Annotated in this window: 18 protein-coding genes, 1 tRNA gene and 3 pseudogenes; 5 read left to right on the forward strand and 17 right to left on the reverse strand. The window is 53.3% G+C overall.

The window, feature by feature from the left end; genetic code table 11:
- The first annotated feature begins 10 nt into the window (after positions 1–10).
- From JNO50_RS03485 to JNO50_RS03495, 3 genes are all read left to right on the forward strand, one after another.
- Complete coding sequence (locus JNO50_RS03485; RefSeq protein WP_189533275.1) at positions 11–994, forward strand: fumarylacetoacetate hydrolase family protein; 984 nt, start codon at positions 11–13, stop codon at positions 992–994.
- Positions 987–1,634 (forward strand): maleylacetoacetate isomerase, encoded by a 648-nt coding sequence (gene maiA, locus JNO50_RS03490; RefSeq protein ID WP_189533273.1) that lies wholly within the window; start codon positions 987–989, stop codon positions 1,632–1,634. Before JNO50_RS03485 ends, maiA begins: the two co-directional genes overlap by 8 nt.
- A 111-nt stretch (positions 1,635–1,745) precedes the next feature.
- Positions 1,746–1,821: transfer RNA gene (locus JNO50_RS03495), tRNA-Phe, on the forward strand.
- A 188-nt stretch (positions 1,822–2,009) separates the two neighbouring features.
- Here the strand turns inward: JNO50_RS03495 and JNO50_RS03500 are convergent.
- The 7 genes and pseudogenes from JNO50_RS03500 to tnpA form a co-directional block, all read right to left on the reverse strand.
- Positions 2,010–2,168, reverse strand: a pseudogene (locus JNO50_RS03500) (transposase); the annotation flags it as partial.
- Positions 2,169–2,220: 52 nt separating this feature from the next.
- Positions 2,221–2,952: an IS21-like element helper ATPase IstB gene (istB, locus tag JNO50_RS03505; RefSeq protein WP_189533268.1), complete on the reverse strand. Its 732-nt coding sequence runs from the start codon at positions 2,950–2,952 to the stop codon at positions 2,221–2,223.
- The gene (locus JNO50_RS03510) at positions 2,945–3,223 is read right to left on the reverse strand and encodes a hypothetical protein (RefSeq protein WP_215796476.1); all 279 of its coding nucleotides are present in this window, start codon (positions 3,221–3,223) and stop codon (positions 2,945–2,947) included. The genes istB and JNO50_RS03510 overlap by 8 nt, the downstream gene beginning before the upstream one ends.
- Positions 3,208–4,407: an IS21 family transposase gene (gene istA / locus JNO50_RS03515; protein WP_215796477.1), complete on the reverse strand. Its 1,200-nt coding sequence runs from the start codon at positions 4,405–4,407 to the stop codon at positions 3,208–3,210. The genes JNO50_RS03510 and istA overlap by 16 nt, the downstream gene beginning before the upstream one ends.
- Before the next feature lie 131 nt (positions 4,408–4,538).
- A pseudogene (gene tnpC, locus JNO50_RS03520) lies at positions 4,539–5,720 on the reverse strand (IS66 family transposase); the annotation flags it as partial.
- Positions 5,721–5,764: 44 nt separating this feature from the next.
- Positions 5,765–6,109: pseudogene (gene tnpB, locus JNO50_RS03525) on the reverse strand (IS66 family insertion sequence element accessory protein TnpB).
- Positions 6,106–6,471, reverse strand: a complete 366-nt coding sequence (gene tnpA / locus JNO50_RS03530; protein WP_189536827.1) for an IS66-like element accessory protein TnpA — start codon at positions 6,469–6,471, stop codon at positions 6,106–6,108. The pseudogene tnpB and the gene tnpA overlap by 4 nt, the downstream one beginning before the upstream one ends.
- A gap of 277 nt (positions 6,472–6,748) precedes the next feature.
- Here tnpA and JNO50_RS19215 point away from each other — a divergent pair, with 277 nt between their 5' ends.
- Positions 6,749–6,943 carry a transposase gene (locus tag JNO50_RS19215; RefSeq protein WP_189536829.1) on the forward strand — a complete coding sequence of 65 codons (195 nt, stop codon included), beginning with the start codon at positions 6,749–6,751 and terminating at the stop codon, positions 6,941–6,943.
- A gap of 18 nt (positions 6,944–6,961) precedes the next feature.
- Complete coding sequence (locus JNO50_RS19220) at positions 6,962–7,102, forward strand: transposase (RefSeq protein ID WP_189536831.1); 141 nt, start codon at positions 6,962–6,964, stop codon at positions 7,100–7,102.
- Here the strand turns inward: JNO50_RS19220 and JNO50_RS03545 are convergent.
- The 10 genes from JNO50_RS03545 to JNO50_RS03590 form a co-directional block, all read right to left on the reverse strand.
- Positions 7,099–8,181: an MraY family glycosyltransferase gene (locus JNO50_RS03545; protein ID WP_189536833.1), complete on the reverse strand. Its 1,083-nt coding sequence runs from the start codon at positions 8,179–8,181 to the stop codon at positions 7,099–7,101. The two genes, JNO50_RS19220 and JNO50_RS03545, sit on opposite strands and share 4 nt — an antisense overlap.
- The gene (locus tag JNO50_RS03550) at positions 8,178–9,056 is read right to left on the reverse strand and encodes an SDR family oxidoreductase (RefSeq protein WP_189536835.1); all 879 of its coding nucleotides are present in this window, start codon (positions 9,054–9,056) and stop codon (positions 8,178–8,180) included. Before JNO50_RS03550 ends, JNO50_RS03545 begins: the two co-directional genes overlap by 4 nt.
- A complete protein-coding gene (locus JNO50_RS03555) occupies positions 9,049–9,960 on the reverse strand; it encodes a glycosyltransferase family 2 protein (RefSeq protein WP_189536837.1) in 912 nt (303 codons plus the stop codon). Before JNO50_RS03555 ends, JNO50_RS03550 begins: the two co-directional genes overlap by 8 nt.
- On the reverse strand, positions 9,953–12,007 hold the full coding sequence (locus JNO50_RS03560; protein WP_189536839.1) for a hydrolase: 2,055 nt from the start codon (positions 12,005–12,007) through the stop codon (positions 9,953–9,955). The genes JNO50_RS03555 and JNO50_RS03560 overlap by 8 nt, the downstream gene beginning before the upstream one ends.
- Before the next feature lie 17 nt (positions 12,008–12,024).
- Positions 12,025–13,155 (reverse strand): rhamnosyltransferase WsaF family glycosyltransferase, encoded by a 1,131-nt coding sequence (locus JNO50_RS03565; RefSeq protein WP_215796479.1) that lies wholly within the window; start codon positions 13,153–13,155, stop codon positions 12,025–12,027.
- 125 nt (positions 13,156–13,280) lie between these two features.
- On the reverse strand, positions 13,281–15,737 hold the full coding sequence (locus JNO50_RS03570) for an HAD family hydrolase (protein WP_189536841.1): 2,457 nt from the start codon (positions 15,735–15,737) through the stop codon (positions 13,281–13,283).
- An 11-nt stretch (positions 15,738–15,748) separates the two neighbouring features.
- Positions 15,749–16,981, reverse strand: coding sequence for a glycosyltransferase (locus JNO50_RS03575; protein WP_189536843.1), 1,233 nt, complete (start codon positions 16,979–16,981; stop codon positions 15,749–15,751).
- A gap of 11 nt (positions 16,982–16,992) precedes the next feature.
- Positions 16,993–19,665: a methyltransferase domain-containing protein gene (locus JNO50_RS03580; RefSeq protein WP_189536845.1), complete on the reverse strand. Its 2,673-nt coding sequence runs from the start codon at positions 19,663–19,665 to the stop codon at positions 16,993–16,995.
- Positions 19,665–21,077, reverse strand: coding sequence for an ABC transporter ATP-binding protein (locus tag JNO50_RS03585; protein WP_189536846.1), 1,413 nt, complete (start codon positions 21,075–21,077; stop codon positions 19,665–19,667). The genes JNO50_RS03580 and JNO50_RS03585 overlap by 1 nt, the downstream gene beginning before the upstream one ends.
- Positions 21,067–21,885 carry an ABC transporter permease gene (locus JNO50_RS03590; protein WP_189536848.1) on the reverse strand — a complete coding sequence of 273 codons (819 nt, stop codon included), beginning with the start codon at positions 21,883–21,885 and terminating at the stop codon, positions 21,067–21,069. Before JNO50_RS03590 ends, JNO50_RS03585 begins: the two co-directional genes overlap by 11 nt.
- Between the last annotated feature and the right edge of the window lie 125 nt (positions 21,886–22,010).

Genomic DNA, 22,010 nt, shown 5'->3' on the forward strand with positions numbered 1-22,010 from the left:
AGACACCGATATGAAACTCGCCACCTATCGCAATGACAACCGCGACGGCCGACTGATGGTGGTCAGCCGGGATCTGAGCCGCGCCATCGAGGCCGGCGAACGCGTGCCAACCCTGCAGTACGCGCTCGACAACTGGGGGCGCGCAAGCCCCATCCTGGAAGAGCTGTATGCCGCCCTGAACCGGGGCGACGCAGCCGGCAGCGTGGCATTCGACGCGGAGCGCTGCGCGAGCCCGCTGCCGCGCGCTTACCAGTGGGCGGACGGCAGCGCCTACTTGAATCATGTGGAGCTCGTACGGCGCGCGCGGGGAGCCGACGTGCCGCAAAGCTTCTACACCGATCCGCTGATGTATCAGGGCGGCTCGGACGCATTCCTCGGTCCGCGCGATGCGATTGCCTTGCGGGATCCTGCCTGGGGGCTGGATTTCGAAGGCGAGGTGGCGGTGGTGACGGACGACGTGCCGCTTGGCGCGACCGTGGAGATCTGCGCCGGGGCGATCCGCCTGCTGATGCTGGTCAACGATGTCAGCCTGCGCGGTCTGATTCCGGGCGAACTGGCCAAGGGGTTCGGTTTCTTCCAGAGCAAGCCCGCCAGCAGCTTTTCTCCGGTGGCGGTGACGCCGGACGAACTGGGGGCGGCCTGGTCCGCGGGCAAGGTGCACCTGCCGCTGCTTGTCGAGTACAACGGCGCCTTTTTCGGCAATCCCGACGCCGGCGTGGAAATGCAGTTCTCGTTTCCGGAACTGGTGGCGCATGTCGCGCGCACCCGGGAGTTGTGCGCGGGCTCCATCATCGGTTCGGGCACCGTGTCCAACAAGGATCGCCACCGGGGCTCCTGCTGCCTCGCCGAAGTGCGCATGATCGAGACCATCGAGGAGGGGGCGCCGCGTACACCGTTCATGAAGGCGGGCGACCGTGTGCGCATCGAGATGAAGGATGCGTCGGGGAACAGCATTTTCGGGGCGATCGACCAAATGGTGGTGGCTCATGACTGAACGGGTGCTGTATGGCTACTTTCGCTCATCGGCGGCGTACCGGGTGCGTCTGGCTCTGAATCTCAAGGGTCTTGACTACCGCCAGGAGGCGGTCAACCTGCTCAAGGGCGAGCAGCAGGCTCAGCATTACCTCGGCATCAATCCTCAGGGCCTCGTGCCGGCGCTGGCGGACGGTCCGATCGTGCTGACCCAGTCGCTGGCGATCTGCGAATACCTTGACGAGGCTTATCCCGCTACTCATCGGCTCTTGCCGGGCGATGCCGCGCAGCGGGCCGCCATCCGCGCCATTGCCCTGGCCGTCGCATGCGACATTCATCCGCTCAATAACACGAGGGTGCTCAAGTATCTGACCGCCGAGCTGTCGCTCGACGACGAAAGTCGCGATGCCTGGTATCGCCATTGGGTGACCAAGGGGCTGGGCGTGATCGAACGCATGGTTGAGGGCTCGGCGGGTCGCTATGCGATCGGCAACAGTGTGACGCTCGCCGATGTGTGTCTGGTTCCGCAGCTTTTCAATGCGTGGCGATTCAATGTGGATACCTCCCGCTGGCCCACCCTGGAGCGTATCGATGCCGCGCTGGCGGAGCTCCCGGCGTTCCGTTCCGCGCACCCGTCCCAACAGGCTGATTTCGTGGGGTAAATTTTTTTTACGACGATTTTGTGAAAAAAATATCGCCAAAATGCTTGACCGGCATGATTAGCTCTGGTTAAATGGCGACCTCTGACAGCGACACAGCGCTGAAACAGAAACGGCCAAGTAGCTCAGTTGGTAGAGCAGCGGATTGAAAATCCGCGTGTCGGTGGTTCGATTCCGCCCTTGGCCACCATAATTTTTAGCACCCAACCATTATATTGGTTGGGTGTTTTTACGTGCGTTGTGCGCTCAGTGTGAGTGCATTCCTGCGGGTGCAGGTCCCGCCTTAAGCTGATTACAGCGAATAAAGTGAAGCGCAACTACATGAGGGTGACCGAATGTGGGGAGGAAGCGTGGAGCCATAAACTGCGAACCGATGGACTAGGCTCTGTTTGCTAAGGCCCTCAAATATCGTCGTATCATGGCAATGTGAATGCTCGCCAAATAATGTAGCGCCAGTTTTTCGTAGCGTGTCGCTACGGCGCGCGCTTCTTTGAGCCAGCCAAGACAGCGTTCGATCACGTTGCGCCGCCTATACTGTCAATCAGCGTCGAATTTTGACCACCTGTCAGCGTTGAATTTTGACCAGGCATCAGGCCGCTTTCCGACGCTTTTTGAACCGGTAGGAATCATTCCCCGTCTCCAGAATGTCGCAGTGGTGCGTCACCCGATCCAGCAGCGCCGTCGTCATCTTCGCGTCGCCGAACACACTCACCCATTCCCCGAAGCTCAGGTTTGTCGTCACGATCAGGCTCGTCTTCTCGTACAGCTGGCTGATCAGGTGAAACAGCAGCGCGCCGCCTGATTCCGGAAACGGCAAGTAGCCCAGTTCGTCCAGTATCACCGCGTCCATCAGCGCCAGCTGACGCGACAGGTGCCCGGCTTTGCCGACCCGCTTTTCCTGCTCCAGCAGATTGACCAGATCCACTGCGTTATAGAACCGTACCCGCTTGCCCTGATGAATCGCCGCCACGCCCAGCGCCGTCGCCAGGTGGGTTTTGCCCGTCCCGGTTCCGCCCACCAGAATCAGGTTGCGCGCTTCTGCCAGGTAGTCACCGCTGGCCAACGCGGTCACGCGCTCTGCCGATAGCGGACTTTCCGACCAGTCAAAGCCCGTCAGATCCCGGTGGTGCGGGAAGCGCGCGGCTTTCATCTGGTAGCTCAGGCTGCGCGCTTGCCGGTCAGCCTGCTCCGCCTCCAGCAGACGCAGCAGCATCGCCTCGACGGTCAAAGCCTGGCGGCCGGTTTCGGCCATCAGCTCGCCCCAGGCGCTGGCCATCCCGTACAGCTTCAGCGCTTTCAGTTTGTTCAGATGATCAGTCATGGCAGCCCTCCAGCAACTGGTCGTAACGCGCGCAGTTCGCCGCCGGCGCTTCTTTCAGCTGCAAGTTCTCCATCACGCTCAACGCTGCCGGACGGGCAGGTTCGGTCAGCCGGCGCAGCTCATTCAGAATGATGGGCGCGCTCATCGCCTTGTGTTCCAGCGACAGCTGGCAGGCCACCTCCAGCGCGTCCAGACCGGTTTCTCGCGCTGCCAGCAGCAGATCGGCAAAGGCCCGATCGCCTTTGGCCTGTTTCATCAGCGTCTGGCGCACGGTTTTAATCGCCGCCGGCAGTACCCATTCGACGAAGGGCCGGCCATGCCGCAAGGCGCCAGGCTTGGTTTGCAGGATCGGCACGTAGTGCCGAAGCGCCGGTCGTGGCAGGCGATTTCGGCGCCGTCCGCGACAGCGCGAATCTGGCCGGCGCTGATGCGCACAGACACCACCTTGCCCGCCCATTGTGCCGGCAAGCTGTAACGGTTGCGGTCTATCGTCACCAGGCAGGTGCTGGAGACGCGCAATGCCTGCTCCACATAGCTGTCGAACGGCATGGTGATGGGCGTCAGATGCTGCCGCTCGTCTGCCCAGGCTTCGGCTACCGTCACCGGCAGGTCCGGATGTTTGCGTTGCCCCAGTTCGCGGCAACGTTGCGCCAGGTGGGCATTGAGCGCCGTGAAGTCGGCAAAGCGCGGGGTGGGCGTGAACAGCCATTCCCGGATATTGCCGACCTGATTCTCCACTTGCCCTTTTTCCCAGCCCGAAGCCGGCGTGCAAGCTACCGGCTCGAACAGGTAGTGATTGGCCAAAGCCAGGTGCCGGCTGTTGAAACGGCGGGACTTGCCGGTAAAGATGGCGTCCACCACCGTCTTGAGGTTGTCGTAGATCACCTTGCGTGGCGCGCCGCCTAAGAAGGCGAAAGCCTGGACGTGGGCATCCAGCACCATTTCCTGGGTTTCGCGCGGATAGGCGATGACGAAAGGCTGGCGACTATAGGCCAATCGGAAGTGCGCCAGCTTGATGGTCTGGGTAATGCCGCCGAGTACCACCTGTTCGTAGCTCCAGTCGAATTGGCAGATCTCGCCCGGCGCGAAGAGCAGCGGGACGAAGGCCTGCTTCGGCGTGAGGGTGCCGGGCTTGGAGGCCTTCCAGGCTTTGACGTGGCGCTGAATGCTGTCGTAGGCGCCCCGGTACCCCTCGGCCTGCAGGCATTCGAACAGACGACGGGCGGTACGCCGCTGTGCCTTGGGCAGATGGCTATCGTGCTCAAGCCAGGCGTTCAGCGTGTCCATGAAGGCGCCGAGCCTGGGGCGGCGGGGTTGGCGCTGATATTGCGGGGCGGTGGTGGTCTTGAGGTATTTCTTGACGGTGTTGCGGGAGAGGTTGAGGGAGCGGGCAACAGCGCTGATGCTCTCGTTGCCCACCAGGTGGCGGCGGCGGATCTTGCCGATGGTTTCCATGCAAATCACTCCAGGTTTGCCCTCGCCAAAAGGCGAAGTGTGGCACATGCCCGGGGTGGTCAAAATTGGACGCTGTTTACCCCGGGAACCTGGTCACTTTTGCACGCTGTTTAACAGCGCCGTTGTGTTGTCAGCCAGTCATGCAATATCGCGAGGCGTGGCTTGCTGTGTTCTTGCCGTACCGCTCGGCGTCGTTCCGGCGGACTGCCCCGGATGGCGGTTTCAATGTCGTACAGGGCCCCGATCTGCTCGAGCGCTTCACGGGTCAGGTCGCAGGCGCGACTGGTGTGCAGATCGTGGAACTTGCGGCGCACATGCGCCCAGCAGGCCGCCTCCACTATCGTGCCATCCTGGTACAGCTCATTGAAGCCCGCATAGGCATCGGCCTGCAGGACGCCCTTGAAAGACTTCAGGTGGGCGCGCGGGTGCAAGCCTTGCCGGTCCGGCGAGTAGGCGAACCACACCGCGGGCGGAGCCTTGCCGCCGCTGGGCCGGTCGTCGCGAACGTAAGTCCACAGCCGTCCGGTCTTGGTTTTACCCCGTCCCAGCGCCAGCACCGGCACCGGCGTATCGTCGGCATGCAACTTGTCTCCACTCAGCACATGCTGACGCAGGGTGTCGGTCAGTGGGCGCAGCAAGCGGCTGCAGCCACCGACCCAATCGGCCAGCGTCGCATCATCCAGTTCGACGCCTTCCCGTTGGTAGATCTGGCTCTGCCGATAGAGCGGCAGGTGATCCCCGAACTTGCTCATCAGCACATGGGCCAACAAGCCGGGGCCGGCGAAGCGGCGAGCGATGGGGCGAGAGGGAGCGGCGGCCTGACTCATGCCTTCGCAGCACGAGCAGGTGTATTTGGGGCGCACATGGCGTACGACACGGAAGCTCGCCGGCACATACTCGAGCACTTCCGCGCTGTCTTCGCCGATCGGGTGCCAGTCACCGCCGCACGCGGGGCAAGCCGGTGCTTCGGGTTGATGGATCAGCACCTGGCGCGGCAGGTGCGGCGGTAAAGGCTTGCGCGTCGGACGCCGTGCCGTTGTCGTGGCCGGGAGGGCCGTGACTGACAGCGTCTCGGCTTCATCGGCTTGCAGCTCTTCCAGTTCCAGCTGCAATTGCTCGATCTGGCGCACCAGCTTCTCCGAGCGGCGACCGAACAGCATGCGACGCAGCTTGGCGATCAGCAGAGTGAGGCGCTCAATTTCGTGGGTGCGGGAAGAAACGGACTCTTGCCATTGCTGGACCTCCGCCGCCATGGACAGGACCAACGCCTTGAGTGCGTCGATATTGTCGGGTAGCGAGTGTGTGGTCAGCATGTAGACATGCTGCCAGAGCCAAGGGTGGGCGCGAAACTGTCGATTCAGACAGTCTCGGGCGCCCAACTGCGCCGTGGCTGGCGCCAGTCGATGCCCTCGAGGAGCATCGCTAACTGTGCGGTGGTCAGATAAACACAGCCGGATTCTGCCGCAGGCCATATAAAACGGCCGTGCTCGAGTCGTTTGCAAAACAGACAGAGGCCATCTCCCGACCACTAAAGCAGCTTGATGCGATCTCCGCGGCGCCCCCGGAACACGAGCACATGGCCGGAGAACGGATTCTGCTCGCGGGTATCCTGGACAAGGCTGGCCAACCCATCGAAACCGCGGCGCATGTCGGTGTGGCCGGCGATCAACCAGACTTGGGTTCCGGTAGGCAAGCCGATCATGCGCCGAGCTCCCGCAACAGCAAACGTAAGGTATCCGGGTCGGGTCGCCCCTGGATGCGCACCCGTCCCTTCGGCAAGAACAGTTCGACCTCGCCGATGGCGGCCGGTGCGGGAGCATTCGGCTCATCGCGGATCTGCACGGGCAACAACACGGGTGAGGCAGGTTGAGGTAAGGGAAGCAGCTCGCCGGTCTTGTACTGATGGCGCCAGTTGAACAGCACGTTGGCGTTGAGGTCATGCTCGCGAGCCAACCGCGACACGGAAACTCCCGGCTGCAGGGAGGCCTCGACCAGGCGCAGCTTGAAATCGAGCGGGAAGTTCGGCCGACGGGGGGGCTTCTTCCTTGGCGGAGAGGTATCCAAAAAATGATGTCCATGAAAAATTTGATGGACATCATTCTCACTGAATTATGGTGGGAATCCAGACGGTGCTGGCCGGGTGCTTACCAGGAATCTCATCCATTAGCCAGTTACAAATGCGCATTCTGTCTGCGCTGAAGGTCAAAAAACCGACTGCCAGCAAGCAATTGCCCCTTCTGTAGTGGAGCGTTTTGAACACCACTATAGAAGAATCAAAGGCTTACGTGATTAGCTGTTGAACTCGGGCGGCCAGGCTCATGAGTCCCGGTATTTTGAACTCTTGCTTGAGGCCATCCGGATTTGCCGTCGGAGCGGAATGGTACGGCAACGACCGCAAAGGGTGGCTGGTGACAAGGGGTACAGCCATCGACGGATTCGTCAATGGCGGCGTAAGCGGGGAATACAGGCCGTCATTCCCGAGCGTAAAGACCAGAGAGCCCACCGTCGGGGCCGACCGCCCAAGTTCGAACGGTAACAGTATAGGCGGCGCAACGTGATCGAACGCTGTCTTGGCTGGCTCAAAGAAGCGCGCGCCGTAGCGACACGCTACGAAAAACTGGCGCTACATTATTTGGCGAGCATCCACATTGCCATGATACGACAATATTTGAGGGCCTTAGCAAACAGGGCCTAGTCCCTCACCTCCTGATCGCTAGGCAAACAGGGATCCGGCCTGCCAGCCCCCAACCACAACGCTGCCAACACCAGTGGCAAATACGCCACCATCACAAACACCGTAACTCCGGCCGGCCATTGTACGCACGACCAAGCCCAAGGACCTAGCCACAATCCATTTACTGTTGCCACGAGCAACGTGACAGAGCGATGGCCAGCCTTGCGGTCTCCCTGCCACCGGCGAGATAAGCGTTGGTAGGCATGACTACGATGCGCTTCATACCAGCGCTCCCCGCGCAGTATGCGAGTGAGTAGCGTGACGGTTGCATCAGTCACAAAAACAGCAGCCAGCACTAACCATACAGCATAATTCAACCATCCAGCTTGAACAGAAAGCAGAGCCAAGGCGAACACCATGAACGCCAGCCACGTGCTGCCCACGTCCCCCATGAAGATTTTAGCGGGGGGCCAATTGAGTAGCAGAAAACCCACCGTTGCTGCAGCTACGCACAACATCCACATCCAAATAGGACTTTGAATCGCACTCGGTTCAGTCCATACAGCTAACGCCCCACCAACTAGCAAAATAAATACCACCTGTACCCCGGCAATACCGTCGATACCATCCATGAAATTGAACAGATTGATCCACCACACGCCAACCAGGAGCAAGAACCCAAACAGGATCCAGCCAGTTACCTTAAACTCCAATACTCCGCTCAAGACCAATTCAGGCAAATCACCAAATATAATCAGCGCCCCAGCACAAACGACTACCTGCACACCTAACCGCACCCGTGCAGACAAGTGCTCCATATCGTCGCGCAACCCCACTGCAGCCAACACGGCTGCAAGTCCCAGCACCCCACCACCGACAATCCAGCCAAAGAACAACACCAAACCGACACCGGCAAGACTTCCTGCGGCCACAATGCCCAGACCACCGCCATTTGGAGTAGGTTGCAAATGAGATGAGCGGTGATTAGGCAATTGTATCAAGCGCAGGATCTCAGCACGGCGCAGTACCCACGCCGCCGCCGCCCAGGCAAGCAGGGCGATCGTTGTAAGCAGGGTCATCATGGTCGCCATCAGGCTCATTTCGGCAGGTCCTTGGCCGTCAGCACAAAAGCCCTTGGCTTAAACCCCAAATCACGTACTGCATCTGAGTGGTCGAACACCAAGTCCCGATTCATGCGCACGGCTATGACCACCGACCAATGCCGATAACGCGGTAAGCAGCGTAACATAGTCACAGCCACGCGAAAGGCCCACAGGGGTGCATTGACTAAGCGCGCAGGCCGGTCCAGTACGGCAAATACACGGGCCACCATTTCACGGTAAGGTACGGTTTCACCCCCGGAAATGTTGTATGCGCAGTTTGCCGCTGCCTTCGCCTGCAAAGCCGCAACACAAGCGATGGCCACGTCTTCGGCATGGATTGGTTGGCGCAGACCCTGTGCAGCACCGAGCAAAGAAAAGAAACCAAACCGGCGAATGAAGGACGCCATCTCGCTGATGTTCTTGTCCCGGCCTAGGCCATAAATCATCGTTGGCCGTAAAATCACCCACTCTATTCCTCGGCTTTCAGCCCACGCCTGCACCCGAATCTCGCCCTCAACCAGCTTTGCAGCGATGTCGCTCTCAGCCCAATCGTCAGAGCCGATTTTCGTGAAGCGACTGGTGGAGGACAGCGCCACCAAGCGGCGAGCGCCACAGGCCTCGATGAACGCAAAGTAATCTGGCAATACCCAGATGGGGGCCACGCAAATCCATTGACTGATAGGGTCCGTTATATTGGGACTTTTGATTTGAGGTGCAGTTAACACGCGCCACTCGACAGTGCCTCCTTGCGTTACTAATCTTTTTTCACGACTGAAGGCGATGGCATGACATTCAAGCTCCGCCAGTCGTGCAAGAAGACAGCCACCAACGAGACCACTTGCGCCTAATACGCCGACCTTGGAATCAGACACGCGTGCCCCCTTTGACCGCACTTGTTAGCTGTACCAACACCCGCTGCGCGGCGAAGTACGTGGATACCAAGCCAAAGCGCAACCAGACTCCCAACACAACCAGCCACCAAAGCGGACCCGGGTACAGCTTTCTGAAGAACTTGTTGTAGAAACGTAACATGCCATAGTGCTTGTGCCACTCCACAAAAAACGGCCGACTTCGACTACATGCTCCCCACACGTGGATCACCCTAGCATCGGGAACGAAGACAACAAGCCAATTGTTCAGCCGAAACCTCATGCACCAATCCAAGTCCTCACAATGGAGAAAATACGATTCGTCCCACAACCCCACATCATCTAGCGCTTCACGCTTGACCAGCATGCAGGCTCCGGAAATAGCCTCAACGGCCACCGGACTATCAGGTAACGGCTCCTTATGAAGCAAAAAATCTGAGCATAGTGAAGGTAGCCACCGCCCTAGACGCGACAGGCCAAAAGCGCGCATAAACGCGCGCCTAGGAGTAGGAAACACGCGCCGCCCACCTGGCTGCTCGGAGCCATCCGGGTTACACAGCAAACCGCCCACCATGCCAATCGTGGAGTCACTGTACAGCACTTCCATCATGCGTTGCAGCGCCCCCTGCCCAAGCACGCTGTCAGGGTTCAAGAACAATAAGGCGTTAGCTGACGAACTGTGCACCCCCACGTTGCATGCGGTCGAGAAGCCAAGATTCTTGCTATTCTCTAGAATGCGAAGCCGCTGATCAGCAATAGTTGACGTGAGGTGAGCCAGACTCTCATCGTGAGAATTGTTATCCACCACGATAACGCGCTGCACACCGTCTGCCAAGACAGACCGCACACAATCAGCAAGGAGTTTTCCTGCGTTGTAATTCACAATTATGGCATCACAGCTACGCATTTTTACTCCGCTTAGCAAGCTTCAATTGCAAATATAGTTTTTTAATCACATTGGCCACACGAAAAGCTAAGAGCAATGCAGTTCGATGAAGCGGACTGATACCTTTGGCACTCTCAATAGCCTCGGACCACTGCACACGACGGATAAACTCTATCAATTTCTTACGCTTATTAGGCAGAATAATAGATAGCAATATATCCACCAAGGATGGATATTCGTTTCTCTTAAAAATTTCTCCATAGCCAAATACATCGTGTTGCGGTGTATGTAAAAAAATATTTACTAGCCCATCTGGTGGGGTTTTGCGCAACGAAGTCCAAACATGCAAGGCCATTACCTGCAATTCATTGCTAGAAACCACATATCGTTTGAGATATGACTCCCAGTGCTGCGCTGCAAGCAAAACCCCATCCTGAAACACCCCTACAAACTCATCGTAAGCCTCATTTTCTTCTTGATTAACTTGGCGTTGGGGGATCGTGCAACTATCCTTTATATTACTATAACCAATTACACTTCCGTGCGGAGAATTACAAAGCAGCTCCATAGCTGCAAAATTCGCGAAAAGCGCAGAAGGTTCATTGGACTTATTCTCATCTGGCCCATAGGCCGCTTTGACAACATTCGATGGCTGGGTATTGATTACTCGACGCAAACCCAAATACATCCCAAAAAAATGCACATCGGGCATTAGCAGTGCAATATTGTCTTGAATGGTTCCCCTCCAGCCAATATCGACGACGCCGACCCGTGAACTAGAACAAATACCGTTTAGCGTCAAATAGCTCCTCAACAGATTGGCTCGGGATTCAGAAGCATTCTTAACGGCCTCAACAAATGTCGGTGTCTCAAACAACCGGCGCAGTAAAGGGCTGCTCTCGGGATTGCTGATAACTTCCGTTTCCCTCAGACCCAATGCGCCAAGTAATTCCAAAAATGGCTCGATCGGCAAACCCAATGTCGTAAACAACCCGGAAACGCTCTGCACCTTGAACAATGACCATATGCGAGACATATCCTGAAAAAGAGAATCGCTCGCTAAGGGGATAAACGTACTCAGGCGACTGACCGCAAGGATATCAGCAGGAGGTAGGTCGTGCCCGGCAAGTCGATGCTGCGGAAAAATAGCTGAGAAGACTTTATGGAAAAATTCACCTTCGCGGGTGAAGAAGTACAGACGGTCAAGCTTATTAAGAATAGCCTGCTCCCCTATCCAAAGCGCGAATCCAATGAACAAAGGTGCGGCCTCGGCGCCCAAGCACAGGGCAGCAGCCTGTTTCGACGACAAACCTTTGCTTGACTCCCTAGCGATAAAGGAGCACTCCCCACATACATGGTCAAATAATGCCCCCCTCGATGAAAACAAACGCTCTCGCGCCAAGCGTTCTTTGTGGGCGGACTCGGGCTGATAATGCAGGCCATTTATGCCGAGAGCACGCGGTGACGACACATCTGACCATTCGTTGTCACCGATATGTACGTGCTGCTCTGGTGCGATAGCATGCAGCGAGTGTACATACTGGAAAATCTGTCCGGTACGTTTATTGAGTCCAACATCGCAGGACGAAAGCCCCTCGGGGGCTAACGTGGCCAGTCCTTTGGCTGCAAGCAAGCGGCTGACCATTTCAGCACTCATATAGAAGTCGGACAAGAACAACGTCTTCTCAGCCTCATGCGAACGCAAGAAGAGTAAGATCTCGGGGTCGGGATAAGATCTGGCGATCTCGACGCCTAGCTCGAATTCCACAAGAAGCGCCGGTAGCCCTACCTGCCCTGAGCAGGGAAACACGGTATCGACCCACTGAGTCAGGACCGCAGTGATCTCATACTCATCATCTTTACCGCAGGTCCTGGCCTGTTTGGCGATCACGCGTTCCTCATCTAGGCGAGCCCTATACAGCGCCCAGCAATCACGAAACTGCGGTTTGAGTTGATCTGACCAGCCCAAAAAAAGGTGCTGGGCGGTCGCCAGTTTGATGCATTCCGGATGACAGTCACGACGCAATAGAGTGTCCCAGACATCTATCGTTCGAAGCTTGTAATTCATTAGCTCATCCATCCCTACTAATTCAGTAGTCTGGTTCTGACTATCCGGGCCCCCCATCCTAGGAGTTTGCGCAATACTGGATGTAGTCGGTTTAGGCTAGCATTTCCTGGTGCATTAACACGACAAGTAACCTCGACGGGAAGACGTGCAGTTTCTGGTGACGACTTAATCATAGGGTTCGAATAACGTCGCAGTACATCCTCCACCGATGGGGTAGCTCCCTCTATCACGTGATTAATCACTGTCACAAATTCCTGAACCTCATCCACACTTGGCTGTTGTCGCCCTTTTCTAGCACCTACCGGGCTGTCACTGTCCTTTAAGATCGTCAATACGCCCTCTGCAATACTTTCTGGTGTTGGCTCACAAAGGATGCCCATTGATTCCCGAAAGTCATAAAGCATAGAGTCCCCCCAGAGCTCTACCACAGGCAATCCTGCGGCAGCCATCTCAAATGGAACCCTCGACGGGTTGGATGCACTTAGGCAGAGCCCGACACTGCATCTGTTATAAAGTCTATTGCAATCTTTAGGGCTTATTAATCCCATGTGAGTATGCGAAAACCATACATTACGAGCTTCCGACTTATGACTTCCGTACAGGTAAATCTTGGTATTAGGTGCATGATGTTTAACAATTCCCAAAGCATCAATTCCTAACCGTGCACAGCGACGAGGTTTGTCCGGCTGATATATGAAACACACAGCCTGCTCTCGTTGCTCGTCATCTAGCGGCCGATAAATTTGTTCGTCCACACCGAAATTGAGTGCATAAGCTTGAACACCATGCCGTTTTTGCAATTCCGTCTTCAGCCAATAACCCACTGTGATGGGGATCAAGCCGTATCTGTAGGACTGCTCAGCCATTAAGGCCTCATAGCCAACAGGATAGAACAAGGCCTCACGGTCCTGAACCAAATACGCCTTACGACAAGAAAACGGTAAATCTCTTACAATTCGCGCTGAATACCAGATGGTGGCAATTACTAGATCTGCAGGCGCAATATCATCCCAGCCATAGTGTACCTGCTCGAATAGATAACCGAAGTTGCGCTGCACATCCGATCGGGCTAGTCCATCCGCCCCCACACCTTCAAGATACAGAAGACACTCGTACCCAGCGATTTCAAGACCTTTGGCATAGGCCAATATAGTTCGAATGCCTCCCGATCCCTCCACCAAACGAGGAACCAACCAAGCAATTTTTCCCCTCACCTGCTTTGACCGTCCATTTGGCACCACTGGCTGATCCTCATCATACTTGCTATTAACTACTATATACAATTACGAATATAATGCACTGAACGACGAATGAATTCATATCCCCTTGAGGCTCGCATGATGAATCCCTTTACAGAGAGTGCGTCCGAGTAGGGTATGTGCCGGCCCGAAAAAAGACAGCCGATTCGCACTAGTCGATACGTTAGATGAATCAGAAGAGCCTCTTTAAGTCTCAAAGGTGATGTGGCCGTATGAAGAGACAAAATACGCGCCTGCTTACGGCCGATCTCAACGCAAGTTTTATGCGAAGCCTCAATAGAGTCGAGCAGCGACTCTTGCGCATCAAAGGCTTCTCCAATTCCGATGCGCGCCGCACTGGCCGGAGCCGGGGCATTAAACAAGATTCCTTCACATAGGCTTTGTTGCTTTTTGGGGATCGTGTAAATTGAAATCAGGGCAGAGTAAAGACATTGACTCACCTTTCCCCTGCCTATCGCCGCCACTCCGTAACGCCAGAAACTTTGCCTCAATTCGCGCAGCATAGCTTTTGGCCTTAACACAGATACCGCATGCTGCTGGCCAAGAGAGAAGACGTCAGAAGAGCCTAGATCAGAAACATTATTAATTTTTAAGAACCACCCCGCCTCCTCGGACGACGGAAAGCGTACCATCCGGTTTAACATCATCCGCGCGTACGGCATTGTATCTGTGGCGGTGAACCCAAACATCTTCGCCGCTTGTGCATAATGTATCGAAAATTCATGCATCCCCTTTTGGAATAAGGCAATCATCGGATCGTCCTTGGCCTCTTTTTGGCGTGAAGAATCTGTTTCTGCCTTATAAGTTGGCTCAACGAACTGGCCAGTATCGACATAACCAATGGTCGTGCCGTGCGGAGACCTAACCACGGCTTCCAAGCCTTGAACAAAGTCGAATGCAGAGCGACCAAACCAGCCCATGTGGGAATAGTCCGCATGAGTCCACTCCATCCAATTGGACGGAGTCTTCCGCCAGTGAGCGGTTAAAGTTGTTCCGAGATAGACTCCAAATATTTGTGGACAGTCAGGCCTTTCCTTTATCGCTTTATATAGATTATCCTGAATTTGTCCACTCCAACCTACATCAACTAACGCGACTCGAGAATCCTTAAAAAACCCCTGCTGCTCGAGATACCTTTGAAGTAACTCAAAAACCGAAGAGGATCGTCTACGAATCTCGATATTCAACTGAACATCTTCGAGTAGGCGATGGAATGGCGACCACTCTTTGAAAAAGGGTGGCAATGCAGCATCTATATCATTAATCCCGCAGCGTTGAGCAAGGGAGAAAAGAAAGGACTCCTCAAGCTTAAGCGGTGCTAGTAGCGTTTTGATTGAGTAGTGAGGAGTATTATTAAAAGCAGCTGTTATCTCCCGTAATGAGAAGTTTTTTGTCGATGCTAAAAACGTTGTCAAACGAGATATTCCCAAGTAATAAGTTTTTGGCTTTTTTGAATGATCTCCAAATATCGCAGGCGCTATCTGCTCAAAGAGCTGCCTTAGCAAATAACCTTCACGAGCAACGAAATAGACCCTTTCAATTCTCTCTTCCTTGCAACGCTCAGCCAACCGATGGACGAAACTTGCGAACACTGGACCAAGCACTCGACGGCCATATCCCTCTTCTGGCGAACCTGCTTCACCTAATGCTGCTTCTGCATACTGTGCAGCCACGACTCCCATCCATGAAGGATCGACCTTCATACGCTGATAGTCATACTCCATTCGGAGGTTGCGACGCACCATTTGCTTAAACTCATGTACAAACGCGATAATTCCTCGCTCAGCTGGCCGCTCACCATCGCTGACAAAACTATCACCGACATGTATTAAACAATTGGCCTTAAGCCCCTCTCTCTCAAGTACTGCATCAAAAAGCCGACCTGATCGTTTGAGCAATGCGAAATCGCCAGAGACATAAGCAGCATCAAAAACTCCTTTGTAACCACAGGAGTCAAGAATACGATCAACATATCGTGCCCCGAGATACATATCGGAAGTATAAATTAGCCGAATACCTCGATCCTTAAGTTTCCTCACCAAGTTGAGGAAGTCCGGATTGCAGAACGTAGAGGCCTGTTCGTACTCACACTCGATCATGGCCAATTGTTCTGCCAACAATATGTCACCTTCAAAATTTCTGCCAACACACTCCCGCACCCAAGGCAGGACTAGTTCGTCCAAGCTAACATCGAGGTCTAGCCCCTGCTCCGCTTTTTGTGCAATCAACTGCGAATACGCTCGATTCCGCGCATCTAGCGAGTCAACTACGATCGGGAGCCCCTGCGAATTCAAGCGATCTCTCAACCATCGGGCCACAGCCCAAACCACAGCATTAGGATGAGCTCTACGATGGATCAATGTATCGAAAACATCGAAAGAAACCGTCCGTATGCCAGTCCGCTCAATTTCCTCGATAAGTCCGGCTGCTAGAGTACGTGGATGATTAAAACGTAAAATATTTTTTTTCATACTCATAATTTTTACAATGCCAGACTAAGAACATGTTTTTCATACAATGCCAAATGGTTCTCTGTCAGTCGATCAAATGAGTAGATCAGAAGCGCTCGTTCCCTTGCACATCTCGCCCACTCTGACAAACGGTTCCCCTCAAAAGCTCGCCGGATTGCCCGAATCAAGCCAGGAACGTCCCTTTGTTCTACCAAATAACCACTCCGATCCTGTTCCACCATTTCGGGTATCCCCCCGGTGGCAAACCCCACCATCGGAGTACCAGCAGCCATAGTCTCCAAAATTACCAAGGGCTGGTTGTCCGCTAGCGAGCAGAACAGAAAAAGATCAGCTGCGGAATACACTAGCGCCAATTGAGCCGGATCCCCAATGTAACCGGTTGCATGATAGTCAAACTCTTTTAAATAATCCCGCGCCTTATCATCCACTAAACCAACCACTAGCAGGAAGGGTTCCAAATCTTTAACTTGGGATAGGGCCTCCAACGCGTACTTGGTTCCTTTTCGCTCATCCAGTAGATTTCCTGCCGACAATAAAATGATTCGACGATCAATCGGCAACCCAAGAGTGCTCCTTGTAAACTCCCTATCCAATGGTTTGTAGAGTTGAGTATCGACACCATTAGGTATCACGATGGGAGGCTCCACAAATAGCCCACTAGAATACGCCATATCAGACATCCACTTTGATGGCGTGATGGTTATAACGCGTTTTTTGGCATGTAGCCCCCGCTTAACCCGGTGCATTATCTTGGTGAAATCAATGTATGAATCAATCGGCCACTGCCCAATTTGCGGGCAATTACCACAACCGAACTTGAAATTCTCACACCCCATGGGATATAAGCATCCACCGGTAAATGGACTGCAGTCGTGAATAGTCCATACAACCGGCCTCTTACGAGCCAGCCAACTTAAAGTGAAGGGAGATATCGCTGACGAAAGATCGTGGAAATGCAGCACATCATAATCGTACGCTCGATTATCTCGTAGCAAAATAGCCAACTCAAACGGCAATAATTCTGGAAAACCCACCTTCTTTACCAACATGTGGGCTAAGCGTATTTCGCGACTAAAGCGCCCATAAAGAGGAAAGCTTGAATGATGATCATACCCCTTTCCGACCCAAGAGGCCCAGTGATGAGAGGTATATCCCTTGATCCGAAATAATTGGGATAACTCCTCCGCTACACGGCTGGCGCCGCCACCAAAGGCATCCGCCTTACTGATCTGTGCAATATGCATAAATAGATCCTTTATCTCTTTGGCTCGCTCTTTGGGGACATATGTGACTTCAGCTCACGCCACATTCTGTTCAGATACCGCTGAAGGAACTGACGTAAGGTCAAATTCTCGGCGTCAGCTAATCGATTAGCCAGCATGAGCTGCTGCGACAGGCGCTGCTCTGCTATCTCATAGAGCTCCTGGCGCTCAGCGCCCAGTCGATGCAACTCCGACAAGCGCTGCTCTGCTATCTCGTAGAGTTCCTGGCGCTCAGCGCCCAGTCGATGCAACTCCGACAAGCGCTGCTCTGCTATCTCATAGAGTTCCTGGCGCTCAGCGCCCAGTCGATGCAACTCCGACAAGCGCTGCTCTGCTATCTCATAGAGCTCCTGGCGCTCAGCGCCCAGTCGATGCAACTCCGACAAGCGCTGCTCTGCTATTTCATAGAGTTCCTGGCGCTCAGCGCCCAGTCGATGCAACTCCGACAAGCGCTGCTCTGCTATTTCATAGAGTTCCTGGCGCTCAGCGCCCAGTCGATGCAGCTCCGACAAGCGCTGCTCTGCTATTTCATAGAGTTCCTGGCGCTCAGTGCCCAGTCGATAAAGCTCTGTTAGATTATCTTTATTTGTTTCAGTCAGGACATTTACTTGTTTCTCAAGCGAACTATGATACCCACCCTGAAAAAGGAAACGATAAAAATTTATGCGGGAGCCTCGTCCTGAGATCAATTGCGAAACGACAACCGCACTATGCATTCCATTGTCGAGCAATTCCATTGCATCAAAATAGGTGCAAGTCAGAGGAAAAGTAGCTTCTCCAATCCACTCTTCTGCTGGGTTCTTTAGCGCATCAAGTGCAACATGCATTGCGCGGCTGAAATATGAAATAGCACCTGTATCATCCCCTTGAGAGAGAAGCAAAAAGCCAACATGCCTTGCAGCAGAAACGATTTTAACGGCCAATACCGGACTGAATTTCAAGTATTCTGCCTCTATGCAACGATCAAACCAATACCGAGATCTTTCCCTATCACCTTTCTTCAAGAATATAAGCCCCATAAGATAAGCCAATGAAGTCTGCCACCTAAAAACATGTGCATTATGGGATTCGAAACTCAGGTAGTTCTCAACTTTTATCGCTAAATCTAAACACTCAAAAATATCAAAATGACCATGCTCAAAAACTCTATAACCATATACACACAATGCTGCGCCATAATCAGCCGATTTGGCATTGCAACTACCGATTAGCTCTTTGCATCGTTCGGCCAAAGCGATCGGCTCTTTGATTCGAAACTGCGTTTCGCAAATTTCCCGAATCAACCACGCATTATCATAATTAGAAGAAAAATCAAGTAAATTATTTGGTGGTTTTGAGTATGGGTATACCGTCTCTTCAAATGGTAACGAGGTGCCCTTTGATTGTTTGAATGCGACAGCCACACACCATTCGGATTCTGCGCACTCATTAACCCCTCCTTCATCAGATCGCTGAAAAAGTCGAGGACTCTCTGAAAGCTTAAAGCCACCGCCGGCTATCTGGTCAAATCGTTCCTCAATCAAAAAAAATTGCGATAACTGTTCATTTAGCACAGCCCAATCGTAGACATGAAAATGCCATGGATTAGGGTCTTTCCCAGTCTCATCCACCCAGCGATTCGGAACACTTACGATTAGACGCCCTGTCGGTCTCAAAACCCTTGAAAATTCAGCCAGCAGTTTCCTAGGATCTTGCACGTGCTCCAATGTCTCGAAACTAGTAATTAGATCTACTGAATCATCCGCAAGAAATGAAAGATTTTCAACATTTGACTCTACAAAAGAAACATCCGCCCCACCATACATTGAAAACGCATACTCAATAGCATAATGGCTCAAATCAACACCAATGAGGCGTTTTGCAAATGAATTTGAATACATGACATGTGTGCCGTAGCCTAGACCACATGCTGCATCTAGAACAACATCACCAGGACGGATATATTGTGAAGCAAAGTGATAGTGAAACACATGTCCATCTGATCTGCGCCCAGTTTCTCTCAGCATATCCATATGGAGATCACGCTCCTGGGCCAGCACTCCAAGAGGATATTTTTCCAGCACCTCCTCAGGAATTTTTTCGAGAATAATAAACACCTGCCAACTATCTGAATTTAATGATTCGTAATCATTAATTTCATAGTAGGCAGGATGTTTCCGAAAACCGGCTTCAAAGCACTTTGTCTCCCACCAAGCACGCCCTTCAACCGTTAAGTGCCAATGTCCATCGCGGTCCAGTGTCGTCGCAATTTGAAGGAATACATAGCGGCCGGCGACCCGATGGATTTCCTTTAAAGCGTTGGGAACATCCTCGGGTGCCAGATGCTCCATGCAATCGGTGGATACTACGGTTTGGAACGACGCACTTGTGAAAGGTAACTTGAGCACAGAGCCATGAGAGAACCGGCCTGGCATGCGATTATTACAGCGTGCAGTGACAACCTCCGACACGTCTAAACCGTACGCATCCACTCCGCGGCACAGCAATGACGATACCAGCAATCCTTCGCCTGAGCCTATATCCAATGTGCGACCAACACCGCAGGTCGTGATAATCAGCTCAGCGATATGCTGCATGTTGCCACTCGATTCGCCGATGCGGTCTTCTAACGTCCAATAGTGATCATATTGTTGCTGGTAGTCAGTTGTCGCATTCGTATCTGTCATTATTTTATCCAAGTTGCAACCATTCTTAAATCAGCCACACCGCCAAAAAAGTACTCGTCGCGCTTGATTGACACCTGAAAAAAGGCCGCTTCGTCTACCCAATGCAGCATTCGCTGCGCCATGTAATTCATCGTCTCCTCGATGGAGACGGCGGCCTGTACTTCGTAAAGGTTTTCGCCCAAGTCACAGGCACAGTCGAGCACCACTTGGAACGTATCACCTACTTCGAAGCGACGATCCCAGAAGATATGAGTGTCAAGACCTCTGGCTCTAGTGGTCATGTCCTGGTTGAGGGTTCCCCAAGAATAAATCTTAACGCCCTCTTTATTTCTCAAACGAACAGCAACGTTCAGTTTGTCGATGTTCGCGAAAGCTTCGCAGGTAATCCGGATCCGCAATTGCTCCCCTGTGTAATACATCGAGCAAGGTTGGTCACCGGCGTTTAGCGTTTCAACCTTAATGATTTTGACTTCGCCATCGCCAAACGATAGCCGGTCGGAACGCGTCTCCATACCGCGCGAAACATGAACAGCCGGCTTGGATTTCGTAGCACACTGAGCAGTGGCGAGCGCTTCAACAGTGCTAGGCATAGCGGCTTGTCTTGCCCGCTCGACCATACTTTTGGTGAGGGTCGAGAAGTAAGCGGCTTCCTCGTCGTGGAGTAATTTGCGGTACTTCAGCACAACTTCGGAGGACAGCCCCCATGCAACCGATTGCCCTTTATTCAATAATAGGGCTCGATTAGTGAGCGTCCGCACGCTTTCCTGATCATGCGACACAAATAACACAGTCGTACCGTCTGATACCAATTTCTCGATGCGCTGGAAACAACGCTTCTGGAAGAGTGCATCACCCACGGCGAGAGCTTCATCCACGATCAGGATTTCGGGTTCTACCTGCACCTGCACGGCGAAAGCAAGACGAACCAGCATCCCACTCGAATAAGTTTTCACAGGCTGATCCAAGTGCTCGCCAATATCGGCAAAGGCAGCGATTGCGTCAAACTTATCATCTATTTGCGCTGCGGAAAAACCGAGCAGAGCTCCATTGAGGTAAACATTCTCGCGCCCAGTGAAATCCGGATTGAAGCCCGATCCTAGCTCCAGTAGCGCAGCTATACGGCCGTGGGTCGTGACAGAGCCAGTGGATGGGGCTAGCGTCCCGGTAATGATCTGCAAGAGGGTACTCTTGCCACTCCCGTTGCGGCCGACGATGCCGACCGTTTCACCTTTCTTGACGTCGAAAGAGATATCCTTTAGCGCCCAAAATTCGCGGTAATACTGGCGCAGTTCGAGACCAGCCAATCGCTGGAATCGCGGTAAGATCATCTGCTTGAGACGATCACGCGGCTGGTCGTAAATCTGGTAACACTTGCTCAGCCCTTCAACCTTGATGGCGATTTCAGAGGACATCGGCAAACCCCTTTCTTGTCTTCTGAAACCAAGCAAAGCCAAGCAAGGCAATCAGGGTAGTTACGAACCAATAAGTAACTAATGGCTGAATATCGGGTAGCTTACCCCAATACAGTAAATTTCGTGTCATTTCAATGACTGGTGTCACCGGATTAAGGTACAAAAGATGTCGGTAGCTTTCCGGCAGTGCACTAACCGGATAAAAAACGGGGGTCAAAAACATGAGCACCGAAGTAAAGATACCGATGATTTGCGATATATCGCGCAGGTAAACGCCAAGCGAGGCCAGAACCCAACTCAAACCCATGATAAAGAGCATGAAAGGAAAAACAATGACTGGCATGAGTAGCGCTGTGGCATGGGGCATCCCAAAAAATACACCATACGCCAGCAACCAAACGCCGAGACTGATTAACGTGTGGAACATCGCAGCCAACAAGATTACAACTGGCAATATTTCCAGCGGATACACAACTTTTTTTACATAATTTACGTTCGAGAGAATCAAACTCGGCGCACGGTTAATGCATTCGGAAAATAGGCTAAACATCATCAGGCCAGCGAAGAGCACCAGTGCAAACTCAGTTTTTGAGTCGCTCCCAGTATCCCAACGCGCTTTGAACACTACACTGAAAACAAATGTATAAACAGCAAGCATGAAAAGCGGATTAAAAAACGACCAGAGCAGCCCGAGTGCGGAACCACGATAGCGTCCGAGCACCTCCCTCTTGGCGGATGCCTTGATGAGTTCACGGTTACGCCACAAGCTTGAGAACAATGCGGCAGGAGAAGGCGAGAAGTTGGGCATCAGCGTGAACCTTCTGTGCAATATGAAATTTTCGGAATCATATGTAACCTTGTGGATTGTATTGTTGCCAACGCCAGTAGTCTTGGCACATGGAGGCTAAGTCGCGTTCAGCCTGCCAATTCAGT

The organism is Paludibacterium paludis (assembly GCF_018802605.1).
Taxonomy (GTDB): Bacteria; Pseudomonadota; Gammaproteobacteria; order Burkholderiales; family Chromobacteriaceae; genus Paludibacterium; species Paludibacterium paludis.

What these genes read in the sequence shown, in the direction of transcription:
- istB (WP_189533268.1), bottom strand. Translation starts at nt 2,952, where the DNA reads ATGACTGATCATCTGAACAAACTGAAAGCGCTGAAGCTGTACGGGATG.
- istA (WP_215796477.1), bottom strand. Translation starts at nt 4,407, where the DNA reads ATGGAAACCATCGGCAAGATCCGCCGCCGCCACCTGGTGGGCAACGAG.
- JNO50_RS03590 (WP_189536848.1), bottom strand. Translation starts at nt 21,885, where the DNA reads ATGCCCAACTTCTCGCCTTCTCCTGCCGCATTGTTCTCAAGCTTGTGG.
- JNO50_RS03575 (WP_189536843.1), bottom strand. Translation starts at nt 16,981, where the DNA reads ATGCATATTGCACAGATCAGTAAGGCGGATGCCTTTGGTGGCGGCGCC.
- JNO50_RS03580 (WP_189536845.1), bottom strand. Translation starts at nt 19,665, where the DNA reads ATGACAGATACGAATGCGACAACTGACTACCAGCAACAATATGATCAC.
- JNO50_RS03570 (WP_189536841.1), bottom strand. Translation starts at nt 15,737, where the DNA reads ATGAAAAAAAATATTTTACGTTTTAATCATCCACGTACTCTAGCAGCC.
- JNO50_RS03555 (WP_189536837.1), bottom strand. Translation starts at nt 9,960, where the DNA reads ATGCGTAGCTGTGATGCCATAATTGTGAATTACAACGCAGGAAAACTC.
- JNO50_RS03585 (WP_189536846.1), bottom strand. Translation starts at nt 21,077, where the DNA reads ATGTCCTCTGAAATCGCCATCAAGGTTGAAGGGCTGAGCAAGTGTTAC.
- JNO50_RS03545 (WP_189536833.1), bottom strand. Translation starts at nt 8,181, where the DNA reads ATGAGCCTGATGGCGACCATGATGACCCTGCTTACAACGATCGCCCTG.
- JNO50_RS03560 (WP_189536839.1), bottom strand. Translation starts at nt 12,007, where the DNA reads ATGAATTACAAGCTTCGAACGATAGATGTCTGGGACACTCTATTGCGT.
- JNO50_RS03485 (WP_189533275.1), top strand. Translation starts at nt 11, where the DNA reads ATGAAACTCGCCACCTATCGCAATGACAACCGCGACGGCCGACTGATG.
- maiA (WP_189533273.1), top strand. Translation starts at nt 987, where the DNA reads ATGACTGAACGGGTGCTGTATGGCTACTTTCGCTCATCGGCGGCGTAC.